The following is a 22,123-nucleotide window of genomic DNA, read 5'->3' as shown; positions in this document are numbered from 1 at the left end:
TCGTATCGCCTTGTGCTTTCAATTCCTCAATTACCGTGCCGTAGTCGGCTGTATCTACTACAACCGTTACGAATGCGTGGTTTTTGGCAGCTGAACGAAGCATCGTCGGGCCGCCGATATCGATATTTTCGATCGCATCCTCATAGGAAACATCAGGTTTCGCGATCGTTTCTTTGAACGGATACAAGTTAACGACAACGAGGTCGATGTAATCCAGGCCAAGCTCCTTCATCGTGTTCTGATGCTCTTCATTGTCACGCACCGCGAGCAAGCCGCTATGTACGGCCGGGTGAAGCGTTTTGACACGACCATCCAAAACCTCCGGGAAGCCCGTTACATCGGAAATACCGATAACCGGAATGCCTTCCTTTTGCAGCAGGCTGAATGTACCGCCCGTCGAAATAATTTGCACACCTTGGCTAGCCAGTTCTCTAGAAAACTCCACGATTCCTGACTTATCCGAAACACTAATTAACGCTCTGCGAATTGCCATGCAAATCCCTCCTCATCTATTTGACCAAACAATTTCTCTTCTCCAAATACTGCATCCACACTTGCCGATATTAGCTCTTATTTCAATAAACGATTAGCCATTTACTGTCACATGACGACCATTCAGTGTGATGCGACCCTTCGCGATATGCTGAATAACTGCGGGCAGCAGTGCCTGCTCGGCTGCGTGAATACGCACCGCGAGCGAATCTTCCGTATCTCCTTCAAGCACTTCGACTGCCTGCTGCGCGATAATTGGTCCGCTGTCCATGCCGCCGTCCACGTAGTGAACGGTGACGCCAGTCAGCTTCACGCCGTACGCAAGCGCCTGTCCTATGCCATTCACGCCGGGGAATGCCGGCAGCAGCGCCGGATGAATATTAATCATTCGACCATAAAACGGCTCAACCAGCAAAGGCGTAATAATGCGCATGTAGCCTGCAAGTACGATCAGCTCCACGCCGCGCCGCGCTAGCTCAGCGATAATTTCCGTCTCATAAGCTTCGCGAGACAGGTATTCCTTCGGCGTGAACAGGAACGTGTCCACACCTGCCTTCCGTGCGCGCTCCACAACGGGAGCGGCAGGCTTGTCACAAACAAGAAGCTCGATGGTTACATCGAGCTTCCCTTCCTGCACCGCATCTACAATCGCTTGGAAATTCGTACCTTGTCCCGAAGCGAAAACAGCGATGCGAAGTGCTCCCATTATACTTCCGCTCCCGTAAACGTCACGATGCGGCTTCCTTCCGTAACCGTTCCGATACGGTAAGCCTGCTCACCAAGCTCAGAAGCGATGCGAAGAGCTTCATTTGCTTGATCAGCTGGAACAACAACAACTAGACCAATACCCATATTGAAAGTCGTGAACATATCACGATTCGTAATCGCGCCTTTATTTTGCATCAAATCGAAGATTGGCAAAATCGGCCATGAGCCGTATTCCACATCAACGTTCACGCCGTCAGGAAGTACCCGCGGAATGTTCTCGATAAAGCCGCCGCCAGTAATATGCGCCATGCCCTTCACTTCCACTTGCTCAACCAGCTTAAGCGCCGATTTCACGTAGATGCGTGTTGGCTCAATCAGCACATCGCCTAGCTTCGCGCCGCCAAGCTCTTCAAGCTCTTGATCAAGCGAATAACCTGCGTCCTCAAGCAGCAAGCGGCGAACGAGCGAGAAGCCGTTGCTGTGAATACCGCTGGAAGCAAAACCGATAACCGCATCGCCAGCAGCGATAGTTGATCCGTCGATCATTTTTTTCTTATCCACAATCCCTACTGTAAAACCAGCGATATCATATTCTCCGCCTTGATACATGCCAGGCATTTCAGCTGTTTCGCCGCCGATGAGTGAACAGCCAGCTTGTACGCAGCCTTCTGCAATACCTTTAACGATCGCTTCGATTTTCTCAGGAACGACCTTGTCGCATGCCAAGTAATCAAGGAAGAACAACGGCTCCGCGCCTTGTACGATAATATCATTCACGCACATGGCTACGGCATCAATGCCGATCGTGTCATGCTTGTCCATGGCAAAAGCAAGCTTCAGCTTCGTTCCGACGCCATCTGTTCCAGACACGAGTACAGGCTCATCGTACTTGTCCTTGTTAAGGCTGAACAGACCGCCAAAGCCGCCAAGCTCTGCCAGCACCTCTGGACGGTAAGTCCGTTTTACGTGCTTCTTCATCCGTTCAACCGCTTCGTTGCCTGCCGCGATATCGACGCCGGCTTTTTTGTACGCTTCTGACACTCTCGGTCAACTCCTTAACTAATTTAGGAGCAGCAATCGCTCCATGAGGTTAATCATTTATGTTATTAACAGCTGCAGCTTTTGTCTGATTCTTCGTTAACTGGTGTTGGGTAGTCATTATCGAAGCAAGCTAGACACATGCCGCGATTATAAGCCCCATCATTGCCGCCAACAGACTCAACAAAACCTTCATTGCTTATAAAAGATAATGAATCAGCATTAATTTGCTTGCGGATTTCCTCTACTGTCCTTGAAGWAGCGATTAGCTCTTTGCGGTCAGGAGTATCAATTCCGTAGTAACATGGGTTTTTGAAAGGCGGCGATGTGATGCGCACATGCACCTCAGTCGCTCCAGCTTCACGAAGCAGGTTTACGATCCGCAGCGATGTTGTGCCCCGAACGATTGAATCATCAATCATAACGACACGTTTGCCTTCCACCACTTTACGAACGGCAGACAGCTTCATTTTTACACCCTTCTCGCGAAGCTCTTGAGAAGGCTGGATGAATGTCCGGCCAGTATATTTGTTTTTGATAAGGCCAAGCTCGTATGGAATACCGGTTTGCTCCGCATATCCAATTGCTGCTGAAATACTCGAATCCGGCACACCCGTTACGATATCCGCATCAACAAAAGATTCGGAAGCAAGCTGGCGACCCATCCGTTTGCGGGCCATATGAATATTAATGCCATTGATATCACTATCAGGACGGGCAAAATAAATATACTCCATCGCACAAGTTGCGCGGCGGTCAACCTCCGCGTAACGTTCCTCGCGCATGCCGTCTGCATCGAGAATTAGCAATTCGCCAGGCTGTACATCGCGCTCATACACGGCACCAATTGTCTCAAATGCACAAGACTCCGACGAGAATACATAACCTTCGCCAATACGGCCCATAACAAGCGGACGAAGAGCATGCGGATCAGCTGCAACGAGCAGCTTGTCGTTCGTCATAATCAAGAAAGCAAATCCGCCAATGATGCGCTGCAGTGCTTCCTTCGCAGCCGTCTCGAAATCCTTCGATGAACGTGCAATAAGATGCGCGATAACTTCCGTATCGCTGGACGTTTGGAAGATCGAGCCGGACATCTCAAGCTCACGGCGAATTTCCGGCGCATTCACGATATTGCCGTTTGTAGCAACCGCAAGGTCACCGTCGCGATAGCGGAAAATAAGCGGCTGTGCGTTCGCAAGCTTACTTTCTCCCGCTGTCGAATAACGTACATGGCCGATAGAGCGGTCCCCGGCAAGCATATCGAGATTTTCCTTGTTGAATACTTCTTTTACGAGACCCATACCGCGGTGATAAGCGAACTTATTGCCATTTTTCGTATCAACCGTACAGATTCCCGCACTTTCCTCACCGCGATGCTGAAGCGCATGAAGACCATAATAGGACAGGTTGGACGCTTCGGGGAGATTAAAAACCCCGAAAACGCCACATTCCTCACGCAATTTATCAAACATATCGTCACGGCCAATACCTTCGTTATAGTGGTCGCCCGTCCATAACAAAGGTTCCTGTCTTATTTGTTCATCAGACATGGAATCGCATCCTTCCAGACCTTCTCCAGTTGTGTTACCGGCGCCTGAATGCCGGATTTTCCGTTTACGCTTATGGTCAGGCTGCTGCCTTTAACGTTACCAACTTGTGCATGAACAACGCCTTGCTCTGTAAGCCATGCTTGCAATGCCGCTGCTTGATCCGGCTTAGCCGACAGCAAGATACGGGATTGCGATTCGCTGAACAATAGGTGATCAGCACGTAGATCTGATGACAATGCCACTTCTGCGCCTAGACGTCCGCTAATGCATGATTCTGCAACAGCTACCGCAATACCGCCTTCGGACAAGTCATGAGCCGATGCTACGAGACCTTTTTGAATCGCGCCAAGGACAGCATCCAAAACCTTCTTCTCTGTAGCAAGATCGATTTCTGGAGGACGGCCAGCAGCAGCGCCTTGCGTAACGTACTGGAATTCGCTTCCGCCCATTTCCGCTTTTGTTTCGCCTACGAGAATAATAACGTCGCCCTCAGCTTTGAAGCCTTGCGTTGTGATGTGATCAATGTCGTGTACAAGACCGACCATACCGATTACTGGCGTTGGGTAAATAGCACCCTTAGCGTTCTCATTGTACAAGCTTACGTTACCGCCGATAACCGGTGTGTTAAGCACGACGCAAGCCTCGGACATCCCGTCTGCCGATTTCTCAAGCTGCCAGAATACTTCTGGCTTCTCAGGGTTACCAAAGTTAAGGTTGTCAGTTACAGCAAGCGGCTCAGCGCCTGAGCACACGATATTACGTGCAGCTTCTGCCACCGCAATACGTCCGCCTACTTCTGGATCTAGATATACGTAACGTCCGTTGCAATCCGTTGTCATCGCAAGCGCCTTGCGCGTGCCGCGAATCGTCACGACTGCCGCATCGGAGCCAGGTTGAACAGCTGTCGATGTACGAACCATGTAGTCATATTGATTGTAAACCCACTCTTTGCTGGCAACTGTAGGGGAAGCAAGAACCTTCTCGAGCGCGCCAGTCAAATCCGTTACTTCTTCATAAGCTGCTGTATCTACTGCGGCATTCTCGCTGTAGTATGCAGGCTCTTTCGATGGTTTGTCGTATACAGGGCACTCGTCAACGAGTGCTTTAACCGGCATATCGGCAACCTCTTGGCCTTGGTGGAACAAACGAAGACGACCGTCATCCGTTACTTTACCTACTTTGGCGCAAATAATGCCCCAACGATCAAAGATTTCCTTCGCTTGCGCTTCATGCTGCGGCTCTACGACGAAGAGCATACGCTCTTGCGACTCGGAAAGCATCATTTCATAAGGCGTCATGCCTGTTTCACGCTGTGGTACCTCATCAAGGTAAAGCTCAAGGCCGTTGCCAGCTTTCGAAGCCATCTCAGCACTGGAGCAAGTAAGACCCGCTGCGCCCATGTCTTGAATACCAAGAACGATACCGGAGTTGATCAGCTCAAGCGTTGCTTCCATAACCAGCTTCTCCATGAATGGATCGCCGACTTGAACAGCTGTACGCTTTTCTTCTGATTCCTCGGAAAGCTCAACCGATGCAAAAGTAGCACCGTGAATACCGTCGCGGCCAGTAGCAGGACCAACGTAGAATACAGGGTTGCCTACCCCTTTTGCGACACCACGCTGAATTTTATCATGATCGATTAGACCAACGCACATCGCGTTAACGAGCGGATTGCCCTCGTAGCTCTCATCGAACATAACCTCGCCCGCAACTGTCGGAATACCGATACAGTTGCCGTAGCCAGCAATTCCGCTAACGACGTGCTCAAACAAATATTTAACGCGCTCATTTTCAAGACGGCCAAAACGCAAGCTGTTCAGCAATGCGATTGGGCGTGCGCCCATGGAGAAAATGTCACGGATAATGCCGCCTACGCCAGTTGCAGCGCCTTGGTAAGGCTCAACCGCTGATGGATGGTTATGCGATTCGATTTTGAATACAACCGCTTGGTTGTCGCCGATATCGACGATACCCGCGCCTTCGCCCGGTCCCATGAGAACGCGAGGTCCTGTGATCGGGAATTTTTTCAAAATAGGCTTGGAGTTTTTGTAAGAGCAATGCTCTGACCACATAACGCTGAATACGCCGATCTCCGTGTAGTTTGGCTTACGGCCAAGAAAGCCGCAAATGAGCTCAAATTCATAATCGGATACACCAAACTGGCTGTAAATTTTTTGCTCGGCAATTTGCTCCGCTGTCGGTTCCTTAGCTGTTAACTGCTGCGCCATGTTGTTCCCTCCATGCATTCAAAATCGATGTAAACATCCGTTTGCCGTCTTCCGAGCCAAGCAATTGATCAACTGCACGCTCTGGATGCGGCATCATGCCTACTACGTTACCTGCTTTGTTGCTAATGCCCGCAATGTTCTCTACAGAACCGTTCGGATTTGTGTCGCCCGCGTAGCGGAAAATAATTTGATCGTTCGCTTTAAGCTCAGCAAGCGTTGCGTCGTCGCAATAGTAGTTGCCTTCGCCGTGTGCGATTGGAATATTTATAATTTCACCTTGCGAATATTGGTTGGTAAATGCTGTGTTGTTGTTTACCACTTCAAGCGGCGCTTGATGGCAGCGGAACTTCAGTCCGTTGTTGCGAATCAAGGCGCCTGGCAGAAGGCCAGCCTCCGTCAAGATTTGGAATCCGTTGCAAATGCCTAGAATATATTTGCCTGCTTCGGCTGCTTTTTGCACTTCCGCCATAACAGCAGCGAATTGCGCAATTGCGCCGCAGCGCAGGTAATCGCCGTAAGAGAAGCCTCCAGGTACTAGAATCGCATCATAAGAAGACAAGTCTGTAGCTGTGTGCCATACGTAGTCAACCGACTGTCCGATCGTGTCTTCGACTGCTTTGTAGCAATCGATGTCACAGTTGGAGCCTGGAAATACAAGTACTGCAAACTTCATCGCCCTATCCCTCCAGCTCAAAACGGAAATCTTCTACAACCGTGTTCGCAAACAGCTTCTCGCACATAGCTTTAATGCGTACTTCCGCTTCTGCGCGGTCAGTCGTATCAAGCTCAAGCTCCAAATATTTGCCGATGCGTACTTTTTCGACTTCAGAGAAACCAAGTGTGTGAAGCGCTCCTTGTACAGCGGTTCCTTGTGGATCCAAAACGTTTTGCTTGATAGTGACGTAGACGGTTGCCTTCATAATAGCCTCCTGAAAATGTGGGTTTTTTCTCGCAGCAGATTTTCGTCAAAATGTGATTGCCGCTCGGGCGCGGGAGTTATTGCTTACGCCGCTTTCGAAGTCGGGAAATTCTGATTACACGCTTTGCGGTAATTTCCCGGCTTCAAGAAGCGATCGCTGTCGCTCTCCAGCAACAACTTCCCGCTCTCCGAGCTCACACATTTTGAGATAAAACCTTTGCGAGGGTGGTCGGTGAAGTTTTGTTTGGCGACCGCGCTATCGCTGGCCGCTTGATTCCTATTTGACTGGCCTGTGACTATGCTGCCTGTCAGTAATGCATTGCAACCTTGCACTTTCGCGCTCAGGTTAAAGTTTATGGGGTGCAGCAGCGCTCTCGCTGACTGCCTGCCTAAGCGGCGTTCGCTTCAGCACCCCTATGTCAGCGTCATCGCTCTCGCTCGACGTTGTTAAAGTGATTCCATCCGGCTTTCAGCGGCGGATTTTAATATAACGGGAATTCCTACCGTTAAATCAAGCCTAAAACCTAATTTGCTGCGATTAGCGGGAATTTTGGGCGTTAATTTTACTAATTTCGGCGTCCTAACTCGATTTTTTAGCATTTAACGCCCTTTTTTCMCGTTAATCCAACTATTAAAGCTGATTTGCTGCGATTAGCGGGAGTTTTAGGCGTTATTTGCMTCAACTTCGGCGTCCTAGCTCGGTTTAGCAGCATTTAACGCCYKTTTTTCCCKTTAATCCAACTATTAAAGCTRRTTTGCTGCGAWTAGCGGGAGTTTTAGGCGTTATTTGCMTCAAYTTCGGCGTCCTAGCTCGATTTTGCAGCATTTAACGCCCGTTTTTCCCGTTAATCCAACTCTTAAAGCTAATTTGCTGCGATTAGCGGGAATTTTGGGCGTTATTTGCATCAATTTCGGTGTCCTAGCTCGATTTCACAGCATTTAACGCCCGTTTTTCCCGTTCCTCACTCAGCTTACAAAGCTTCCTAAAGCTCTACGCCAGTAAGACGGCGGTAGATGTCGCGGTAGCGGGACGTTGTTTCAGCTACTACGAAGTCCGGCAGCGGTGCTGGCTTGCTGTCGCGATCCCAATCTGAGCCTAGCAGGTACGTGCGTACCGGCTCTTTGTCCATGCTGTCGATCTCGATATCCAACGCATAATTGTCTTCCGCCCAGAAGCGGGARGAGTCAGGCGTGAAAATTTCGTCGATCAAGATCACTTTGCCGTCGATGAGCCCAAACTCAAATTTGCAATCGGCAAGGATGATGCCATGCTCTGCGCAATAGCCATGAGCGTATTCGTACAGCTTGATGCTGCGGTCACGAAGCTCCTCAGCAAGCGCAGCACCGACCATTTCAGCCATTTTCTCAAATGGGATGTCCTCGTCGTGACCGACGTCGTTTTTCGCTGCCGGCGTAAAGATTGGAGCAGGAAAACGTTCGTTTTTGCGGAGTCCCGCTGGAAGCTCTATACCGTTAATCGCTGACGTTTGCTGATACTGTCTCCAGCCGCCGCCAGTGATATAGCCGCGAACCACACATTCGATATCGATGCGCTCCGCTTTGCGAGTAACCATAATCCGGTTTTTGAGCAGCTCCGGCTCGGTTACGAGACCGCCAAGCTTCTCCACATCGGTATGAACGACGTGGTTCACTTGAATGTCAGCGGTTTGCTCGAACCAGTAAGCGGACAAACGGTTCAGCACATTGCCCTTGTCAGGCACCGCCGGGTCAAGCACGTAGTCGAATGCGGAAATGCGGTCGGTGACGACGATGAGGAAATGCTCGCCCAGATCGTACAGCTCGCGAACCTTTCCTTTGTAAATCAGCGGAGCTTTAATATAATCGACAGCTGTCGATAGAGCTTGCGATGGTGCAGTCATCAGGCCAGCCTCCCCTTAAATCAATCCAAGACGTGTGAAAATCGTATCAACATGCTTCAGATGCCAAGCTGGATCGAAGCAATCATCGATTTCCTCTGTCGTCAGCACGCTTGTAATTTCCTCTGTCTCGCCAATGAGTTCGCGGAATTGACGTTTTGTTTCCCATGCCTGCATTGCACGCGGTTGAACCGTGTCATATGCTTTCTCACGGCTGAAGCCTTTGTCGATCAGCTTCGTCAATACGCGGCCAGAGAATGGGACGCCGTATGTCGCTTGCATGTTGCGCTTCATGTTTTCCGGGAACACGGTCAGGTTGTTGATGATGTTGCCCAAACGGTTCAGCATGTAGTTAAGCAGCATCGTTGCATCCGGCAAAATAATACGTTCAACAGACGAGTGGCTAATATCGCGTTCATGCCAAAGGGCAATGTTCTCATAAGCTGTAACCATATGTCCGCGAATAACGCGGGACAAACCGGAAATGTTCTCGCAGCCGATTGGGTTGCGTTTGTGCGGCATTGCGGATGAACCTTTTTGACCTTTTGCGAACGCTTCTTCTACTTCACGGAACTCACTCTTCTGCAAAGCGCGAATTTCCGTTGCAAATTTATCAAGCGAAGAGGCTACGAGTGCAAGAGTCGCCATATATTCAGCGTGACGGTCACGCTGCAATGTTTGTGTTGAGATTGGAGCTGCGGTAATGCCAAGCTTTTTGCATACAAATTCTTCAACAAAAGGATCGATATCTGCGAATGTACCTACCGCACCGGACATTTTACCGAACTGCACGTTGTTCGCCGCATGGTGGAAACGCTCCAGGTTGCGCTTCATTTCCTCATACCAAAGCGCCATTTTCAGACCGAAGGTTGTTGGTTGCGCGTGTACGCCATGCGTACGGCCCATCATCGGCGTATCCTTGTATTGCAATGCTTTGTTCTTAAGAATTTCGATAAAACGTTCGATATCTTTAACAAGAATCGCGTTAGCTTGAAGAAGCAAATAACCGATAGCTGTATCTACAACGTCCGTAGAAGTAAGGCCGTAATGCACCCATTTGCCTTCAGGGCCTGCTTTCTCAGATACGGCGCGTGTAAACGCGATAACGTCATGACGAGTGTCCTGCTCAATTTCATAAATCCGGTCGATATCAAAATCAGCTGATGCGCGAAGCGCGACAACATCTTCCTTCGGAATAACGCCTAGCTCAGACCAAGCCTCGCATGCGCAAAGCTCAACTTCCAGCCATGCTCTGAATTTATTTTCCTCTGTCCAAATAGCTCTCATTTCCGGTCTGCTGTAACGATCTAACATGATTGCTTCACACCTTCCAAATAGTTGTTTCTTCGATCCAGCTCAGCGCAGCATCCGTCGTTTCTGTCAAAACATTGACATGGCCCATCTTCCGCTTCACAACAGCTTCCTTTTTCCCGTACAAATGCAATTTCGGAGCGACCTTCAAGCGCTTAGCCGCTTCATCCGCGCGAGCTGTAAGCTCTAGAAGCGGTGCGACATGCTCACCCAGCACGTTCACCATAACAACAGGACTCATAAGCGTCGTATCTCCGAGCGGCAAATTGCACACTGCGCGTACATGCTGCTCGAACTGTGACGTCCTGCAAGCTTCCATCGTGTAGTGACCGCTGTTATGCGGGCGTGGTGCAAGCTCATTTACGAACAGCTCACCATCCGCTGTAACGAACAGCTCTACTGCAATTAGACCAACTACGCCTAATCCCTCAGCGATACGCTCTGCAAGCCGTTCTGCTTGCTGCTGCAAATCCTCCGTAATTCTTGCTGGCACGATAGACAAATGCAATATATTATCGACGTGTATGTTTTCCGCGACAGGGAAAACCTTGATCTCACCCTGCGGACTTCTCGCCGCTATAACTGATATTTCCTTATCAAAACGAATGAACTGCTCAAGCACCAGTTGGACGCGCGCTCGTGCTAAGGTCTCATACGCTTCTTCTATTTCGCTTTCGCTGCGAATGACCCATTGGCCTTTGCCATCGTAACCGCCCATAGCTGTTTTCAATACGCAAGGTGTTCCAAAAGCGGCAACAGCCTCGCGCAGCTCTTCTACGCTGCGAATCTCGCGGTAAGGGGCAACACGTACGCCAGCTGCTTCAATCGCCCGCTTCTCGCGAAGCCGATGCTGCGTTGTATACAGCAGCTCACTTCCCTGCGGCACATAAGACTCTGCCATCAGCATCGCTGCTACATCTGCGTCCACATTCTCGAATTCGTATGTGATGACATCCGATCGTTTTGCAAGCTCCCTCGCTGCATCGTGATTGTCGTAAGCTGCGACGATTTGCTCTGCTACTTGTCCAGTCGGAGCATCCGGCGTTGGATCAAGAGCAATGAAGCGATACCCCATCGCGCTGCCTGCATTCGCCATCATTCGTCCAAGCTGCCCGCCGCCTAATATGCCGATCGTACTGCCCGGCAACAGCGTCTGAATCGTTTGCTTGTCCGTTTTTTGACTCATAACGTCTCACTGCTTTCCAGCACTTCCTGCTTTACACGCTCGCGACGTGYGATTACACGCGCTTGCACCTCGGGATCAAACGCTCCCAGCATTTGTGCCGCGAGCAGTCCAGCATTCGTTCCGCCTGCATTGCCAATGGCTACCGTAGCTACTGGAATGCCGCCAGGCATTTGAACGATGGAGAGCAAGGAATCAAGTCCGCTCAAATTCGAGGACTTCACGGGAACGCCAATAACCGGCAAAATCGTCTTAGCAGCGACCATGCCGGGCAAATGTGCAGCTCCGCCGGCTCCGGCAATAATTACCTTAAGCCCTCGTTCTACTGCAGTTTCTGCATACTCGAACATTAAATCCGGTGTCCGATGCGCGGAAACGACTTTTTTCTCATAAGGAATTTGCAATTCCTCTAGTACGTCGCAAGCTAATTTCATTGTGTCCCAATCCGATTTGCTGCCCATGATGACGCCAACCTTCGCAGACATGCGTTCAAACCCACTTTCATCTATAAGATAATTAATGATCAAGCATCCTATAAAACAACACATTTAAAATAGAAAAGGCCCTTCAGCAGCCATAAGAATGGGGATGCCGCAGGACCGGAGCGGAAGCACAGACCGGTATTCATGCGAATCCATGGCCAATCAAGCTTCACTTCAATGAGGACGAGACAAATCGTGCTGCAGAGCCGAAAAGACAACAGAAGGCTGCCCCGTAAAGGAGGCAACCAGTGTCCAACTAACAAGGCACTTTGCAGACTTGCATTTGCTTTATGGCGATCCGAAACCTTACGATTCGATATCGCTTATCGTCTCATTTTGCTCGTAGTCCGAAAATTAAGGTTCTCGGGTAGAAACATTCAGGCCTGATCCCGAATATATACGAGTAAACTTTAAATGAAATAGTAGGAAGATATTTGTATTCATCCATAAATTTCAGCTCTAATTTTTCAAAAACGTCTCTGTTCACTCTAGCCTTAAGAACAAACAGCAATACGTTCCAGCGGACAATTCCGCCTCAAACCTATTCTAGTTTATCTAATCCCTAAACCACTGTCAATGAAATACGAACATTAAAAGAGAATGTTTTATAAAGGTTCGTTTTTTTGAACAAAATAATCGGAAATCCCGTATGAAATAACCATATTTAGGTGTATCGCACCTGATCATTCCCTAAACTTACCTTCTTTACTATTCTGTACAACCCCCATTCGCATTGGCTGTCGTACTTTTTCTTTGGCCTCTTCCTTATCATTCCCATTCGAATGCGAGAGCCATGTAATGAATACATTATAAAAGAGTCTTTTCTTAGCATTCAGGCAGGCACCGCAGCCGAGACCGCAATAGCTAATCATTTTAAAAGGGAGGCTCGAATAGGGTGCATATTCATGTCGTGCAAAAAGGAGATTCCATCTATAAGCTTTCTCAAATATACGATTTGTCGATAAGCGACATCACAGATGCAAACGGCCTTAGCGACCCAAACGTACTCGTTATTGGTCAGGCGCTTATTATTCCAACTGATGCAAGCACTCATAAAGTACATTACGGTGAATCGCTCTGGCTAATCGCCCAGCGATATGGCGTTACACTGCAGGAGCTCGCGAAAATAAATAAAATCTCTAATCCCGCCCTTATTTACCCGGGGCAAACACTCGTTATTCCTCAAACCGTGCGGCCAACAATTGAAGTAAACGCCTATACACAGAAATTTGACGCTGCCGGTGTTCGTTTAATTGAGGACATTGGTCAACATCTAACCTATTTAAACCCATTCAGTTACCGTGTACAGGCTGACGGTACTTTTACGCTTTTAGATGATTCAGCTATTATAAATGCAGCCTACGAGACACAAGCTACGCCTATGATGGTTCTGACTAATTTCGAAAACGGCACATTCAGTCCTGATGCTGCCCATGCGGTGCTCGCAGATGCCGGGCTTCAACAAAAGCTCATAACGAGCATTCTCGTTATGATGAAGCAGAAAGGTTATCTAGCGCTCAATGTTGATTTCGAATATGTTCCGCCTGCCGATCGTGAGTTATTTCAACATTTTATTCAAAGGCTCGTCGACAGCCTGCACCCGGAAAATTATCTCGTATCCGTTTGCCTCGCACCCAAGCTGAAGTCCGACCAAGCAGGCACGCTATATGAAGCGCATGATTACCAGGCTCTAGGCCGCATCGCCGATTTTGTTATTCTCATGACCTATGAATGGGGCTGGTCGGGCGGGCCGCCGCGAGCCGTCGCTCCGCTGAACGAGGTCAACAAGGTGCTGCAATATGCCCTCAGCGTTATTCCTCCCCAAAAAATCGTAATGGGCATGCCTTTGTATGGCTACGATTGGACACTTCCCTACGTCCAAGGCGGAAAGTGGGCACCGACGATCAGTCCGCATGAAGCGGTAATTCGTGCGAATACTTACGGAGCCACCATTCAATATGATGATGAGGGACAATCACCTTACTATAACTATTACGACAAGGAAGGCCGAGAGCATGTCGTCTGGTATGAGGATGCACGCAGCGTTCAGGCCAAATTCAATCTTGTCAAAATATATAAGCTTCGCGGCATCGGCTATTGGGTACTCGGCGTACCGTTCCCGCAAAACTGGTATGTGCTGCAAGCCAATTTTAAAGTGAAAAAGCTCATATAATTAATAATTTAATACAGATAAAAAGAAGACCGTATCGTTCGGCATAATCGAACGGTACGGCCTTCTTATTTATTTATTAAACCAACCACACCGTTTTTGCAGTGGCAGGTATGCGCTGCGGCTCTGGAGCCGTCATATCCGGATACCCYAGGTAAATAAAACCTACGATTTGATCCTGTTCACGCAGGCCGAATGTTTCTTTCATAATCGGGTGGTACATTGGATCGCCCGAACGCCATATCGCCCCAAGTCCATTCGCATGTGCTGCAAGCAGCAAATTTTGCACCGCTGCTTGAGCAGCAGCAAGCTCCTCTGCCAGTACAGCGCGCGGATCATCCGACGGTGAGCATACTGCAGCAATAATGACTGGGGCACGGAATGCTTTGGTGCGTTCTTTAGCCAAACGATCCTCAAGCGGCTGTCCGCTCAGCTCAGGAACAGCGGCCGCGGATACACGCGCATATCCTTCTGCAAGCCGCCCTCTGCCTTCACCCGTCATCACAATAAATGACCAAGGCTGCGTATTATGATGGCTAGGCGCCCAAACAGCTGCATCCAACAACCGTTCAATAAGCGCACGGTCAACAGGGTCCTTCTTCACTCTTCCAATCGTTCTTCTCGTGCGAATCGCTTCTTCTATGTTCATTTCAGCTTCTCCTCCACCCAAATGCCTATAATAAGATGCTTAAAAACTTATTGCTCAAACAGATGCAAATATTCGCCGTATCCTTCTTCCTCCAGCTTATCCTTGCCGATAAAACGCAGTGAGGCGGAATTGATGCAATAACGAAGCCCCGTCGGCTGCGGTCCATCATCAAATACATGACCGAGATGAGAATCGCCCTCTTTGCTGCGAACCTCGACCCGTACCATATAATGCGAGGAGTCCGTATGCTCAGAAACAGCTGCTGCTTGCAGCGGCTTCGTGAAGCTCGGCCAACCGCAGCCAGCATCGTACTTATCGCGTGAGCTGAATAGCGGCTCCCCAGAAACGATATCTACATAAATGCCATCCTCGGTGTGATCCCAATACTCCCCTGTAAATGGACGTTCTGTTCCACTGTTTTGTGTGACTTCATACTGGATCGGCGTAAGACGCTGCTTCAATTCTGCAGGATCTTTCTTAATCGCCCAGTTTTGTGAAATAAAAGCGTCGCGGCCAGAGCCTTTACGATACATTTTGTAACGATACGGATTCGATTTGTGATAGCCCTGGTGATAGTCCTCTGCCGGATAAAAAGCTTGCGCCGGTTCGATTTCCGTTACGATTGGCCGGTCGAAGCGACCGCTAGCTTCAAGCTCTTGTCTAGAAGCTTCCGCCAGCTCGCGCTGCTCTTCATCATAATAATAAATACCTGTCCGATAAGATTCCCCGCGATCATGGAACTGACCGCCTGCATCCGTAGGGTCGATTTGCTTCCAAAAAATATCAAGCAGCTTCTCATAAGGGAAGATCGCAGGATCATACGTAATTTGTACCGCTTCCGCATGACCTGTCGTCTCCGAGCATACTTCCTGATACGTTGGGTTTACCGTATGTCCACCCGTATATCCGGATACGACCGATATAATTCCCGGCATTTCCTCGAATGGCGATACCATGCACCAGAAGCAGCCTCCTGCGAACATGGCTTTTGCTTCTTTTCGGCTCGCGCCGTTATTTGTAATTGGTTGATCCATGCTGATCATCCTCCTAGTTGGTTCAAATAATAATGAATCTCTATTATACAATACTAGATGGGCTAACAACAAAAAAAGGAGGAAACATCGCTTGGCAGCGACGTTTCCTCCTTCTATTGGTTATTTAAAGTCCGAGCCTGGAAAAAATACGAATAAGATCGGTAATGAGCTTGCGCCCGGTGATGAATACTGAATCGTTACTTCTGGCGCAGGCTGCATGCCTGCTGCTCCAGCGGGTTGATTCGGCTGCGTATAGATCAATGCTCCTTCGCCTACCTTCACATGACCGCCTGAAGGGACGTAAACCACTTTTCCATTTACACTAACTGCGCCTTGGAAAATTCCCGCTCGAGGATTAAGAATAATCCGTGTACCCCAAGCGACATTTTTGAGCTTTACGGTCGTTACGGCACCATATTCCCCGCCGTTAATAGTCATTCCGCCTGTCAATGCATCTACACCTGCCATAGCAGGACCACGTTGACCTAAACGCAGCTTGCTTTCTGTAACGCCAACCTTCTCATTCACTTCAATATATTGATCGGTATCGAAGAACTTGCCGCGATTTCCGACCTTCTCCAGCTCAGTAACCATAGACACTGCACTAATCGGGTCGGTGTCTACTTTAAGAGCCATCGTGGAAAATGTCAGCTTTCCGTCCATATCGACATCAAGCAAGCCCGAGAAACCTTCGTCTGGATTCATAATAATTTTCTCAAGCTCCGGCAGCAGCACAGCGGAAGTGCCAGGCTCAATAATCATCTCGCGCGGCTGTGAGCTTGCAAAATATCTAGCCACTGCAGCCGATCCAAATTGCATAGCACTGACGCTTGGTCCAGCAAGGCCGCGGTTGCCAATCGTCAGCTTTACGCTTTCGCTTTCGTTATTCGTAACTACAACCGCCAGCTTCAATCGCTCGTCAGAGCCGTTGCGGTGATGAAGGAATAAACGACTTGCATCATTCAGTGTGTCTTCGTACAGCAAACCTTCTCCAAAGAAACGTTCCGGCGCATTCGACATATACAATGTGCGGCCGCCTTTGGACTCAATTGTATCCACCTCTTTGAAGGTGTTCATCAGTTTCCCGTCCACTTCAAATTTATCGCCCGGGTTACCATAACGCATGTAGTATTCATAAGGCGTATACATAACCTCTTCTGTTACACGGATATCTTGAGATACGACTTCACTTCGTGCGCCATCATTGTCGTAGACACTTTGAGTAACGGTATAAACACCTGGCTCAAAATATGTACTTTTACGACCGGTCCACTCTGTCTTCACGATTTTGCCATCAGGGTCGTAACTCAAATCCTTAAATTCGATCGGCTCCCCGAGCTTCACCTCATACGGAGCTTCGAAGCGGGCTACTGGCGGCACGTTTGGCTCCGGCTGAATCGTTATGGTAATTTGCTTAAGCTGTGCATTAAACACATATGTCGCATTCCACAGCAGCTTGACTGCTGATAAAGGCACATGCATCGTTCCATTAATTTGTGTAGCTGCATTAGGCAGTACAACGTAGCTTCCGTTGCGATTCGCACCGCGCATATTATTGTTCAGTGTAACTTTGTTGAAATACGTATCGATATGAGTGCCTTTACTATCAGCATAAACGCTTGCCCCAACGGAAGTAGCAATCGTCCGAACAGGAATCATCGTAACTCCCTTTACTACCGGCAGCGGCGCCGTCATTTGCTGTGCCTTGCCGTTTACAGTCATTTTTTTCGAACCATGCACAAACACAACCTTTATCGGCTGACGCTCAGCTGCATTAGCTTCCTCCTTCACTCCAAATCCAGTACCTGCCAGCGAAACGAGTAAGCCTGCTATGAGAACTCGCTTAGTCATTTGCTTAAACCAATTATGTGTTTTCATCTTGATCTCCTTCCAATTTGCGGCATCGGCTGCCGCATCCCTTATGGTTAGACGCCGAAAGGAGGGAGAATGTTCCGGTCCGATTTGAAATTTACAGGAAATTCCCATCTATCGCAAAGGACATCTACGTTTGTCTTTGTTACAATAAGATGACATCCGCAACTATTTAGGAGCAATTGAAGTCTAATCTATGTACCCTTGCTAGCAGTTCGTTCATCCGATCTTTCGTGCAAGTGACTATCAAGAGAGGTGAATGAATAGAATGAGTGATTTAATTTTGGAACAACGCACTGCCAGCCAATTCGATAAGAAAACACGCAGAAAGAAAGGAAACCGTACCTTCCTTCTTTTTGTCTGCATATGGGTCATTATTATATGCTCCGGCATATTGGGCGCCAAATGGTATACCGAACGGATTCAGCAGACGTTATCCGCAAACTTGGAGCAGCAAACCGCTGGCCAAATTGCGGCTATGCAGCAAGCTTATGAGGCTCGCATGCTGAAGCTCGAAACCGACTACACCGCAGATCTTGCTGAGCTAAAGGCAAAAGTCGATGCGCTGAATGAACTGCTTACGTTCACGAAGGACAACGCCGCTTCCAAAACGGACAACAGCAACAAGCTGTATACGCAGCTGAATGAAGTGAAAAAGCAGCTCAATGAGCTGCAGAAGAGCTTGGACGTGCTTAAATGAATATAACCGTCAAAGCGTTAAATCGAACTGCACTGCTCGCTTGTGCACCATTTCTAGGCATTATGATCTGGCTGCTATTATCCGATATCGTTATTCAATTATCTGCTGAGGCTTTTCCTAAGCCCATTACCGAGCAAACAAGGCTTCCCGAATCCGATATTAAGCATGCTGCTGCCGGCCTTGACCTCGCACAGGAGACCGCATCACAAACACGAGAGTCCATTCAAAGACAGCTGAAGCTGTACAAAGAAACGAATGCCGATATGGCAAAGATATCTTCTATGGCTGCATCCCAGGCAATGAGGCCTTTGCAAATTTACGACCGCAATATTACGAGCAAGCTTGGCAAGGTCGCCGGTACGATTGAATCGGACAAGCTAAGAGCACAGCTTTTCTACATAAAAGCAGAAAACTTCTCGGCGTACGCGCTCAAGGTGAAGCTTAAGAGCAAAGATGCGATGACGATGTCGCTCGGCGGTGAAGAGCTTGGACAAGCGGAGACTACGCTCGCTGCAGTCAACCGGCATGGAGCTGTTGCTGGCATTAATGCAGGCGGCTTTGCAGATGGACGAGGCAAAAGATATCCGCTAAGCACAACCATTGTGGACGGAGATTACGTGACAAGCTTTGAGCCGCCGCGTGCGGATTTGTTTTTTGTAGGGTTAAACGAGCAAAATGAGCTCATCGGCGGAAAATTCGCAAGCAAACAACAGCTGGATGCCAAAAAACCGAAATTCGGTGCATCCTTTGTTCCTGTACTGCTGCGCGGCGGATCTCCACAACCGATTCCAGCCAAATGGCAGACGAGTCCAAAACGCGCGCCACGGACCGTCATTGCTAATTTCAAGGATGATCAGCTGCTGTTTCTTGTAGCTGACGGCTACAACGAATCTGGCAGCTCAGGGGCTACGCTTGGTGAAATGCAGCTATTGCTGCAGCGCTATGGCGCCGTTGACGGCTACAACCTGGATGGCGGCGGCTCGTCCTCGCTCATTTTTAACGGAAGAGTCATTAATAAGCCTTCCGACGGACAGCTTCGCAAGCTGCCGACGCACTTTTTGTTATTTAAATAATTAGGCCTGCATAGCGCGATGAAGATGATTTCTGAATATACTATTATCGAACTCCTAAGCTTTGACCCCTACTACTGTTCTTCGGAAAGGAGCAGCACGAATGGGCATTGGATCGAAATGGTACCGCAAATCATTATTGACGATTACAGGCATTCCGCTGGTAGAAAAGCTTTCAACTACGTATGGAAAAAAACTCGCGAGCCGATTTATTGCGGGGGAGACGCTTGAAGAGGCTTTGCTTGAGCTCGAGAAGCTGGGCAAGCTAGGCATTATGGCAACGCTTGATCATCTTGGCGAAGGCATACAGGACTTAAGCGAGGCATCAGCATACAGAGATCAATATTTGAAGCTGATCGAAGGCATAGCTGATCGAAAAGCTAATTCTCATGTATCGCTGAAGCCTACTCAAATGGGTCTCGCTCTTGACCAAGCGGCTTGTTACGCCAACATTCGAGACGTAGTCAAGCATGCGAGGCGCCATCGAAACTTCGTTCGAATTGATATGGAAAATACGCCTTACACGCAAGCTACAATCGATATCGTTAAAAGGCTCCACAAAGAAGGCTTAACCAATGTCGGCACCGTGCTGCAGGCTTACCTATTCCGAACGGAGCAGGATGTTAACGATATGCTTCAAGCACGCATAAGCTTGCGACTCGTTAAAGGCGCCTACAAAGAATCGAGTGAGGTCGCCTATCAAGATAAAAACGAGGTCATCGACAATTTCAAAAGAATGATCAAGGCTCATTTGGACAAAGGCATCTATACCGCCATTGCCTCACATGATGATGCTATCATTAGCTGGGTAAAAGCTTATGCGCGCACGAACCGTATTGCCAAAAGCGCCTTCGAGTTCCAAATGCTCTACGGTCTCCGCATGAATGAACAGGCGAAGCTCGCAAAGGAAGGCTACCGCATCCGCTGTTACGTTCCTTACGGCGCCATGTGGTACCCCTACTTCACCCGCCGGCTTGCCGAGAAACCTGCAAACCTTATGCTCGTTCTTAAAAACATGTCCGGTCTAAAGAAGGCATCCCCTAAGTAAAAACAGTCGAGCAGGATAGCTTTGCCTGCTCGACTGTTTTTTTCTATCGATCTAATTCCTCTACCTGAACATCAATAGAAATGATTTCCGCAAAAAAAGATGTCCCGGATTCCTAAGAATATTCGGGACATCTTTGCTTCTTCGGGCGATTGAATTATAAGTGCTTGTATTAACCGATTTCCGGCTGATGCTCCGGCTGATGCAGGGCGACCGTGCCGTCATCAAGACGCAGCCATGATTCCACGTTCCGTTCGTTTTCGGTCAAGCGGATCACGCGGGCACCCCGCGGGAAGCCTTCCTTGCCGTAAGTGTTGTATCCTGTTGCTCGTCCGTAATAAAGGCGAATCCCGTAAAGCTCTCCCCAATAGTCGTTCGTGTGGTCATGGCCGCAAAAAGCTGCAATCACGTCTCCCTGTGCCAACATCGCTGAGAAGAAACCTGCTTGCGTCTGCGCGGCGCATACCCCCTCATGTTTATGGCCATAGCACACTTCCCGGTCCCACACTTCTTGGTACTCAGGCAAAGGGATATGAAAGAATGCGAGTGCCGGCAATGCAGCGCCCTGATGACGAGCTTTCCACGCCTTGGATTGCTCCATGTACCACTGCACTTGATCATGCTGAATCCAATCGTAGCCGGGTACGCCAGGCAGCTTGGAATAATCGCCGGAATCCAGGCAGTAAAGCACAGCGGCCGCTTGATCGTTGTCAGACCCAAGTACAGGCAACGCATAGTTGCCTGTGCCATGGATATCACGCGGTCCCGGCTCGGCAAACGTATGAGCGTGCTTTAGCACCTCGCCCATCAGGTCATCGCGGGTAATATCGTTCTCCGTATCGTGGTTGCCGAATACGATTCCCCACGGAATGCCTCTCTGCTCGGCAGCGGCAACCGCGTCGCGAAACGCTTGAAGCGGATCTTGGCATAAGACTGCTCCGTCTGAACCTCTGCCCGTGAAAATGACATCTCCTGTAAACATAACAAAATCCGGTTGTTCAGCCTCAAGTACAAGCTCCATCGCAGCCTTGGAACGCAAATCTAAGTCCGATCCGTCCTGCCAATGAATATCTGTGAACTGGACAATTGTAAAAGTGCCGTCTTTGCGAAAACGAAGCTTTTTGGCGTTTTCCATCCTCATCCTTACTCCCTCTCCATTAGGTATTCAGGTGCTATTGTTTAATGCCCTGATGACGCAATCATAATGATGCCCATAACTACAGCGATCGAAGCTGTAATTCTGCGAGTCCCTTGCGACTCTTTTAAAACAAATAGACCAAGGAGCGTGCCAAACACGATTCCCACCTCGCGCATAGGCGCAACTGTTGATATATTGGCATTTCTGGCTGCAAACAAAAACAACAAGTACGAGCCCGGAGACAAGATAGCGCCAATCCAGATAATATTGATATGAGTGCGAATAACATGCTTAAGCCGTTTAGAGCGAAGAACAGCAGGCGTCAGTCCGAGTACAAAACCGATATTCGTCACCTCAAGCAGCGCAAGGGGAGAGAGATGCTGTAAATTCACTTTATCGATAAGCGTGTAAGTGGTAATGCATAGCCCAACGCTCATCGCCAGCAGTACAGGCTTATAGAAAGACTGCTGATGCCCTTTGCCCGAAGATCTTCCGATCATGACGATGAACCCGATCAGCATAAAGCTGAGTCCGATCCAGCCCCACAAAGGCAATGTCTCTTTTAATAGCAATACGCCGATGGCTGGGATAAGCAAGGTTGGTGTCCCCCGCATGATCGGATACACTTGCGATAAATCTCCAGCATTATAGGTG

At 48.9% G+C, this 22,123-nt stretch carries 19 protein-coding genes, 1 pseudogene and 1 riboswitch; of the genes and pseudogenes, 4 read left to right on the top strand and 16 right to left on the bottom strand.

The annotated features are described in order from the left end of the window. From purH to purE, 11 genes and pseudogenes are all read right to left on the bottom strand, one after another. Positions 1 to 493: pseudogene (gene purH / locus AB4Z17_RS21530) on the bottom strand (bifunctional phosphoribosylaminoimidazolecarboxamide formyltransferase/IMP cyclohydrolase); the annotation flags it as partial. A 93-nt stretch (positions 494 to 586) separates the two neighbouring features. Next, entirely contained in the window at positions 587 to 1,198 is a 612-nt protein-coding gene (purN, locus tag AB4Z17_RS21525; protein WP_441961973.1) for a phosphoribosylglycinamide formyltransferase, read from the bottom strand. Then, positions 1,198 to 2,241 (bottom strand): phosphoribosylformylglycinamidine cyclo-ligase, encoded by a 1,044-nt coding sequence (gene purM / locus AB4Z17_RS21520; protein WP_441884063.1) that lies wholly within the window; start codon positions 2,239 to 2,241, stop codon positions 1,198 to 1,200. Before purM ends, purN begins: the two co-directional genes overlap by 1 nt. Before the next feature lie 65 nt (positions 2,242 to 2,306). Continuing rightward, entirely contained in the window at positions 2,307 to 3,791 is a 1,485-nt protein-coding gene (gene purF / locus AB4Z17_RS21515; RefSeq protein WP_441961971.1) for an amidophosphoribosyltransferase, read from the bottom strand. Continuing rightward, complete coding sequence (purL, locus tag AB4Z17_RS21510) at positions 3,773 to 6,019, bottom strand: phosphoribosylformylglycinamidine synthase subunit PurL (RefSeq protein WP_441961969.1); 2,247 nt, start codon at positions 6,017 to 6,019, stop codon at positions 3,773 to 3,775. The genes purF and purL overlap by 19 nt, the downstream gene beginning before the upstream one ends. Further along, positions 5,997 to 6,692, bottom strand: a complete 696-nt coding sequence (gene purQ / locus AB4Z17_RS21505) for a phosphoribosylformylglycinamidine synthase subunit PurQ (protein WP_076271098.1) — start codon at positions 6,690 to 6,692, stop codon at positions 5,997 to 5,999. Before purQ ends, purL begins: the two co-directional genes overlap by 23 nt. Positions 6,693 to 6,696: 4 nt before the next feature. Beyond that, positions 6,697 to 6,942 carry a phosphoribosylformylglycinamidine synthase subunit PurS gene (gene purS / locus AB4Z17_RS21500; protein ID WP_175598164.1) on the bottom strand — a complete coding sequence of 82 codons (246 nt, stop codon included), beginning with the start codon at positions 6,940 to 6,942 and terminating at the stop codon, positions 6,697 to 6,699. Between the two features lie 979 nt (positions 6,943 to 7,921). Further along, a complete protein-coding gene (locus AB4Z17_RS21495; protein ID WP_441961967.1) occupies positions 7,922 to 8,818 on the bottom strand; it encodes a phosphoribosylaminoimidazolesuccinocarboxamide synthase in 897 nt (298 codons plus the stop codon). Positions 8,819 to 8,833: 15 nt separating this feature from the next. Next, on the bottom strand, positions 8,834 to 10,129 hold the full coding sequence (gene purB, locus AB4Z17_RS21490) for an adenylosuccinate lyase (RefSeq protein WP_076271100.1): 1,296 nt from the start codon (positions 10,127 to 10,129) through the stop codon (positions 8,834 to 8,836). Between the two features lie 7 nt (positions 10,130 to 10,136). Next, positions 10,137 to 11,312: a 5-(carboxyamino)imidazole ribonucleotide synthase gene (purK, locus tag AB4Z17_RS21485; RefSeq protein WP_441961965.1), complete on the bottom strand. Its 1,176-nt coding sequence runs from the start codon at positions 11,310 to 11,312 to the stop codon at positions 10,137 to 10,139. Beyond that, positions 11,309 to 11,794: a 5-(carboxyamino)imidazole ribonucleotide mutase gene (purE, locus tag AB4Z17_RS21480; protein ID WP_441961963.1), complete on the bottom strand. Its 486-nt coding sequence runs from the start codon at positions 11,792 to 11,794 to the stop codon at positions 11,309 to 11,311. Before purE ends, purK begins: the two co-directional genes overlap by 4 nt. A gap of 320 nt (positions 11,795 to 12,114) precedes the next feature. Continuing rightward, positions 12,115 to 12,214: riboswitch (purine riboswitch) on the bottom strand. A 472-nt stretch (positions 12,215 to 12,686) separates the two neighbouring features. Here purE and AB4Z17_RS21475 point away from each other — a divergent pair. Further along, entirely contained in the window at positions 12,687 to 13,964 is a 1,278-nt protein-coding gene (locus tag AB4Z17_RS21475) for a LysM peptidoglycan-binding domain-containing protein (protein ID WP_441961961.1), read from the top strand. A gap of 76 nt (positions 13,965 to 14,040) precedes the next feature. On the opposite strand, the gene AB4Z17_RS21470 is transcribed toward AB4Z17_RS21475, so the two are convergent. The 3 genes from AB4Z17_RS21470 to AB4Z17_RS21460 form a co-directional block, all read right to left on the bottom strand. Beyond that, positions 14,041 to 14,610 (bottom strand): nitroreductase family protein, encoded by a 570-nt coding sequence (locus AB4Z17_RS21470; protein WP_441961960.1) that lies wholly within the window; start codon positions 14,608 to 14,610, stop codon positions 14,041 to 14,043. A gap of 47 nt (positions 14,611 to 14,657) precedes the next feature. Continuing rightward, on the bottom strand, positions 14,658 to 15,644 hold the full coding sequence (gene msrA / locus AB4Z17_RS21465) for a peptide-methionine (S)-S-oxide reductase MsrA (protein ID WP_083682630.1): 987 nt from the start codon (positions 15,642 to 15,644) through the stop codon (positions 14,658 to 14,660). A gap of 120 nt (positions 15,645 to 15,764) precedes the next feature. After that, a complete protein-coding gene (locus tag AB4Z17_RS21460) occupies positions 15,765 to 17,522 on the bottom strand; it encodes a stalk domain-containing protein (protein WP_441961958.1) in 1,758 nt (585 codons plus the stop codon). A 262-nt stretch (positions 17,523 to 17,784) separates the two neighbouring features. On the opposite strand from AB4Z17_RS21460, the gene AB4Z17_RS21455 reads away from it, so the two are divergent. From AB4Z17_RS21455 to AB4Z17_RS21445, 3 genes are all read left to right on the top strand, one after another. Beyond that, on the top strand, positions 17,785 to 18,216 hold the full coding sequence (locus tag AB4Z17_RS21455) for a hypothetical protein (RefSeq protein WP_339206942.1): 432 nt from the start codon (positions 17,785 to 17,787) through the stop codon (positions 18,214 to 18,216). After that, complete coding sequence (locus AB4Z17_RS21450) at positions 18,213 to 19,289, top strand: phosphodiester glycosidase family protein (protein WP_441961956.1); 1,077 nt, start codon at positions 18,213 to 18,215, stop codon at positions 19,287 to 19,289. The genes AB4Z17_RS21455 and AB4Z17_RS21450 overlap by 4 nt, the downstream gene beginning before the upstream one ends. A gap of 100 nt (positions 19,290 to 19,389) precedes the next feature. Continuing rightward, positions 19,390 to 20,334: a proline dehydrogenase family protein gene (locus AB4Z17_RS21445; protein WP_441961954.1), complete on the top strand. Its 945-nt coding sequence runs from the start codon at positions 19,390 to 19,392 to the stop codon at positions 20,332 to 20,334. Between the two features lie 169 nt (positions 20,335 to 20,503). On the opposite strand, the gene AB4Z17_RS21440 is transcribed toward AB4Z17_RS21445, so the two are convergent. Both AB4Z17_RS21440 and AB4Z17_RS21435 read right to left on the bottom strand, forming a co-directional pair. Continuing rightward, complete coding sequence (locus AB4Z17_RS21440) at positions 20,504 to 21,466, bottom strand: metallophosphoesterase family protein (protein WP_441961952.1); 963 nt, start codon at positions 21,464 to 21,466, stop codon at positions 20,504 to 20,506. A gap of 44 nt (positions 21,467 to 21,510) precedes the next feature. Next, positions 21,511 to 22,123 (bottom strand): DMT family transporter (locus AB4Z17_RS21435; protein WP_441961950.1); only part of this gene is annotated, 613 nt, incomplete at its 5' end.

The sequence above is a fragment of the Paenibacillus sp. TAF43_2 genome (assembly GCF_052113545.1).
Lineage (GTDB): Bacteria > Bacillota > Bacilli > Paenibacillales > Paenibacillaceae > Pristimantibacillus.
Note: the sequence above shows the minus strand (reverse complement) of the source record. Positions and strands in the feature narration are given on the sequence as shown.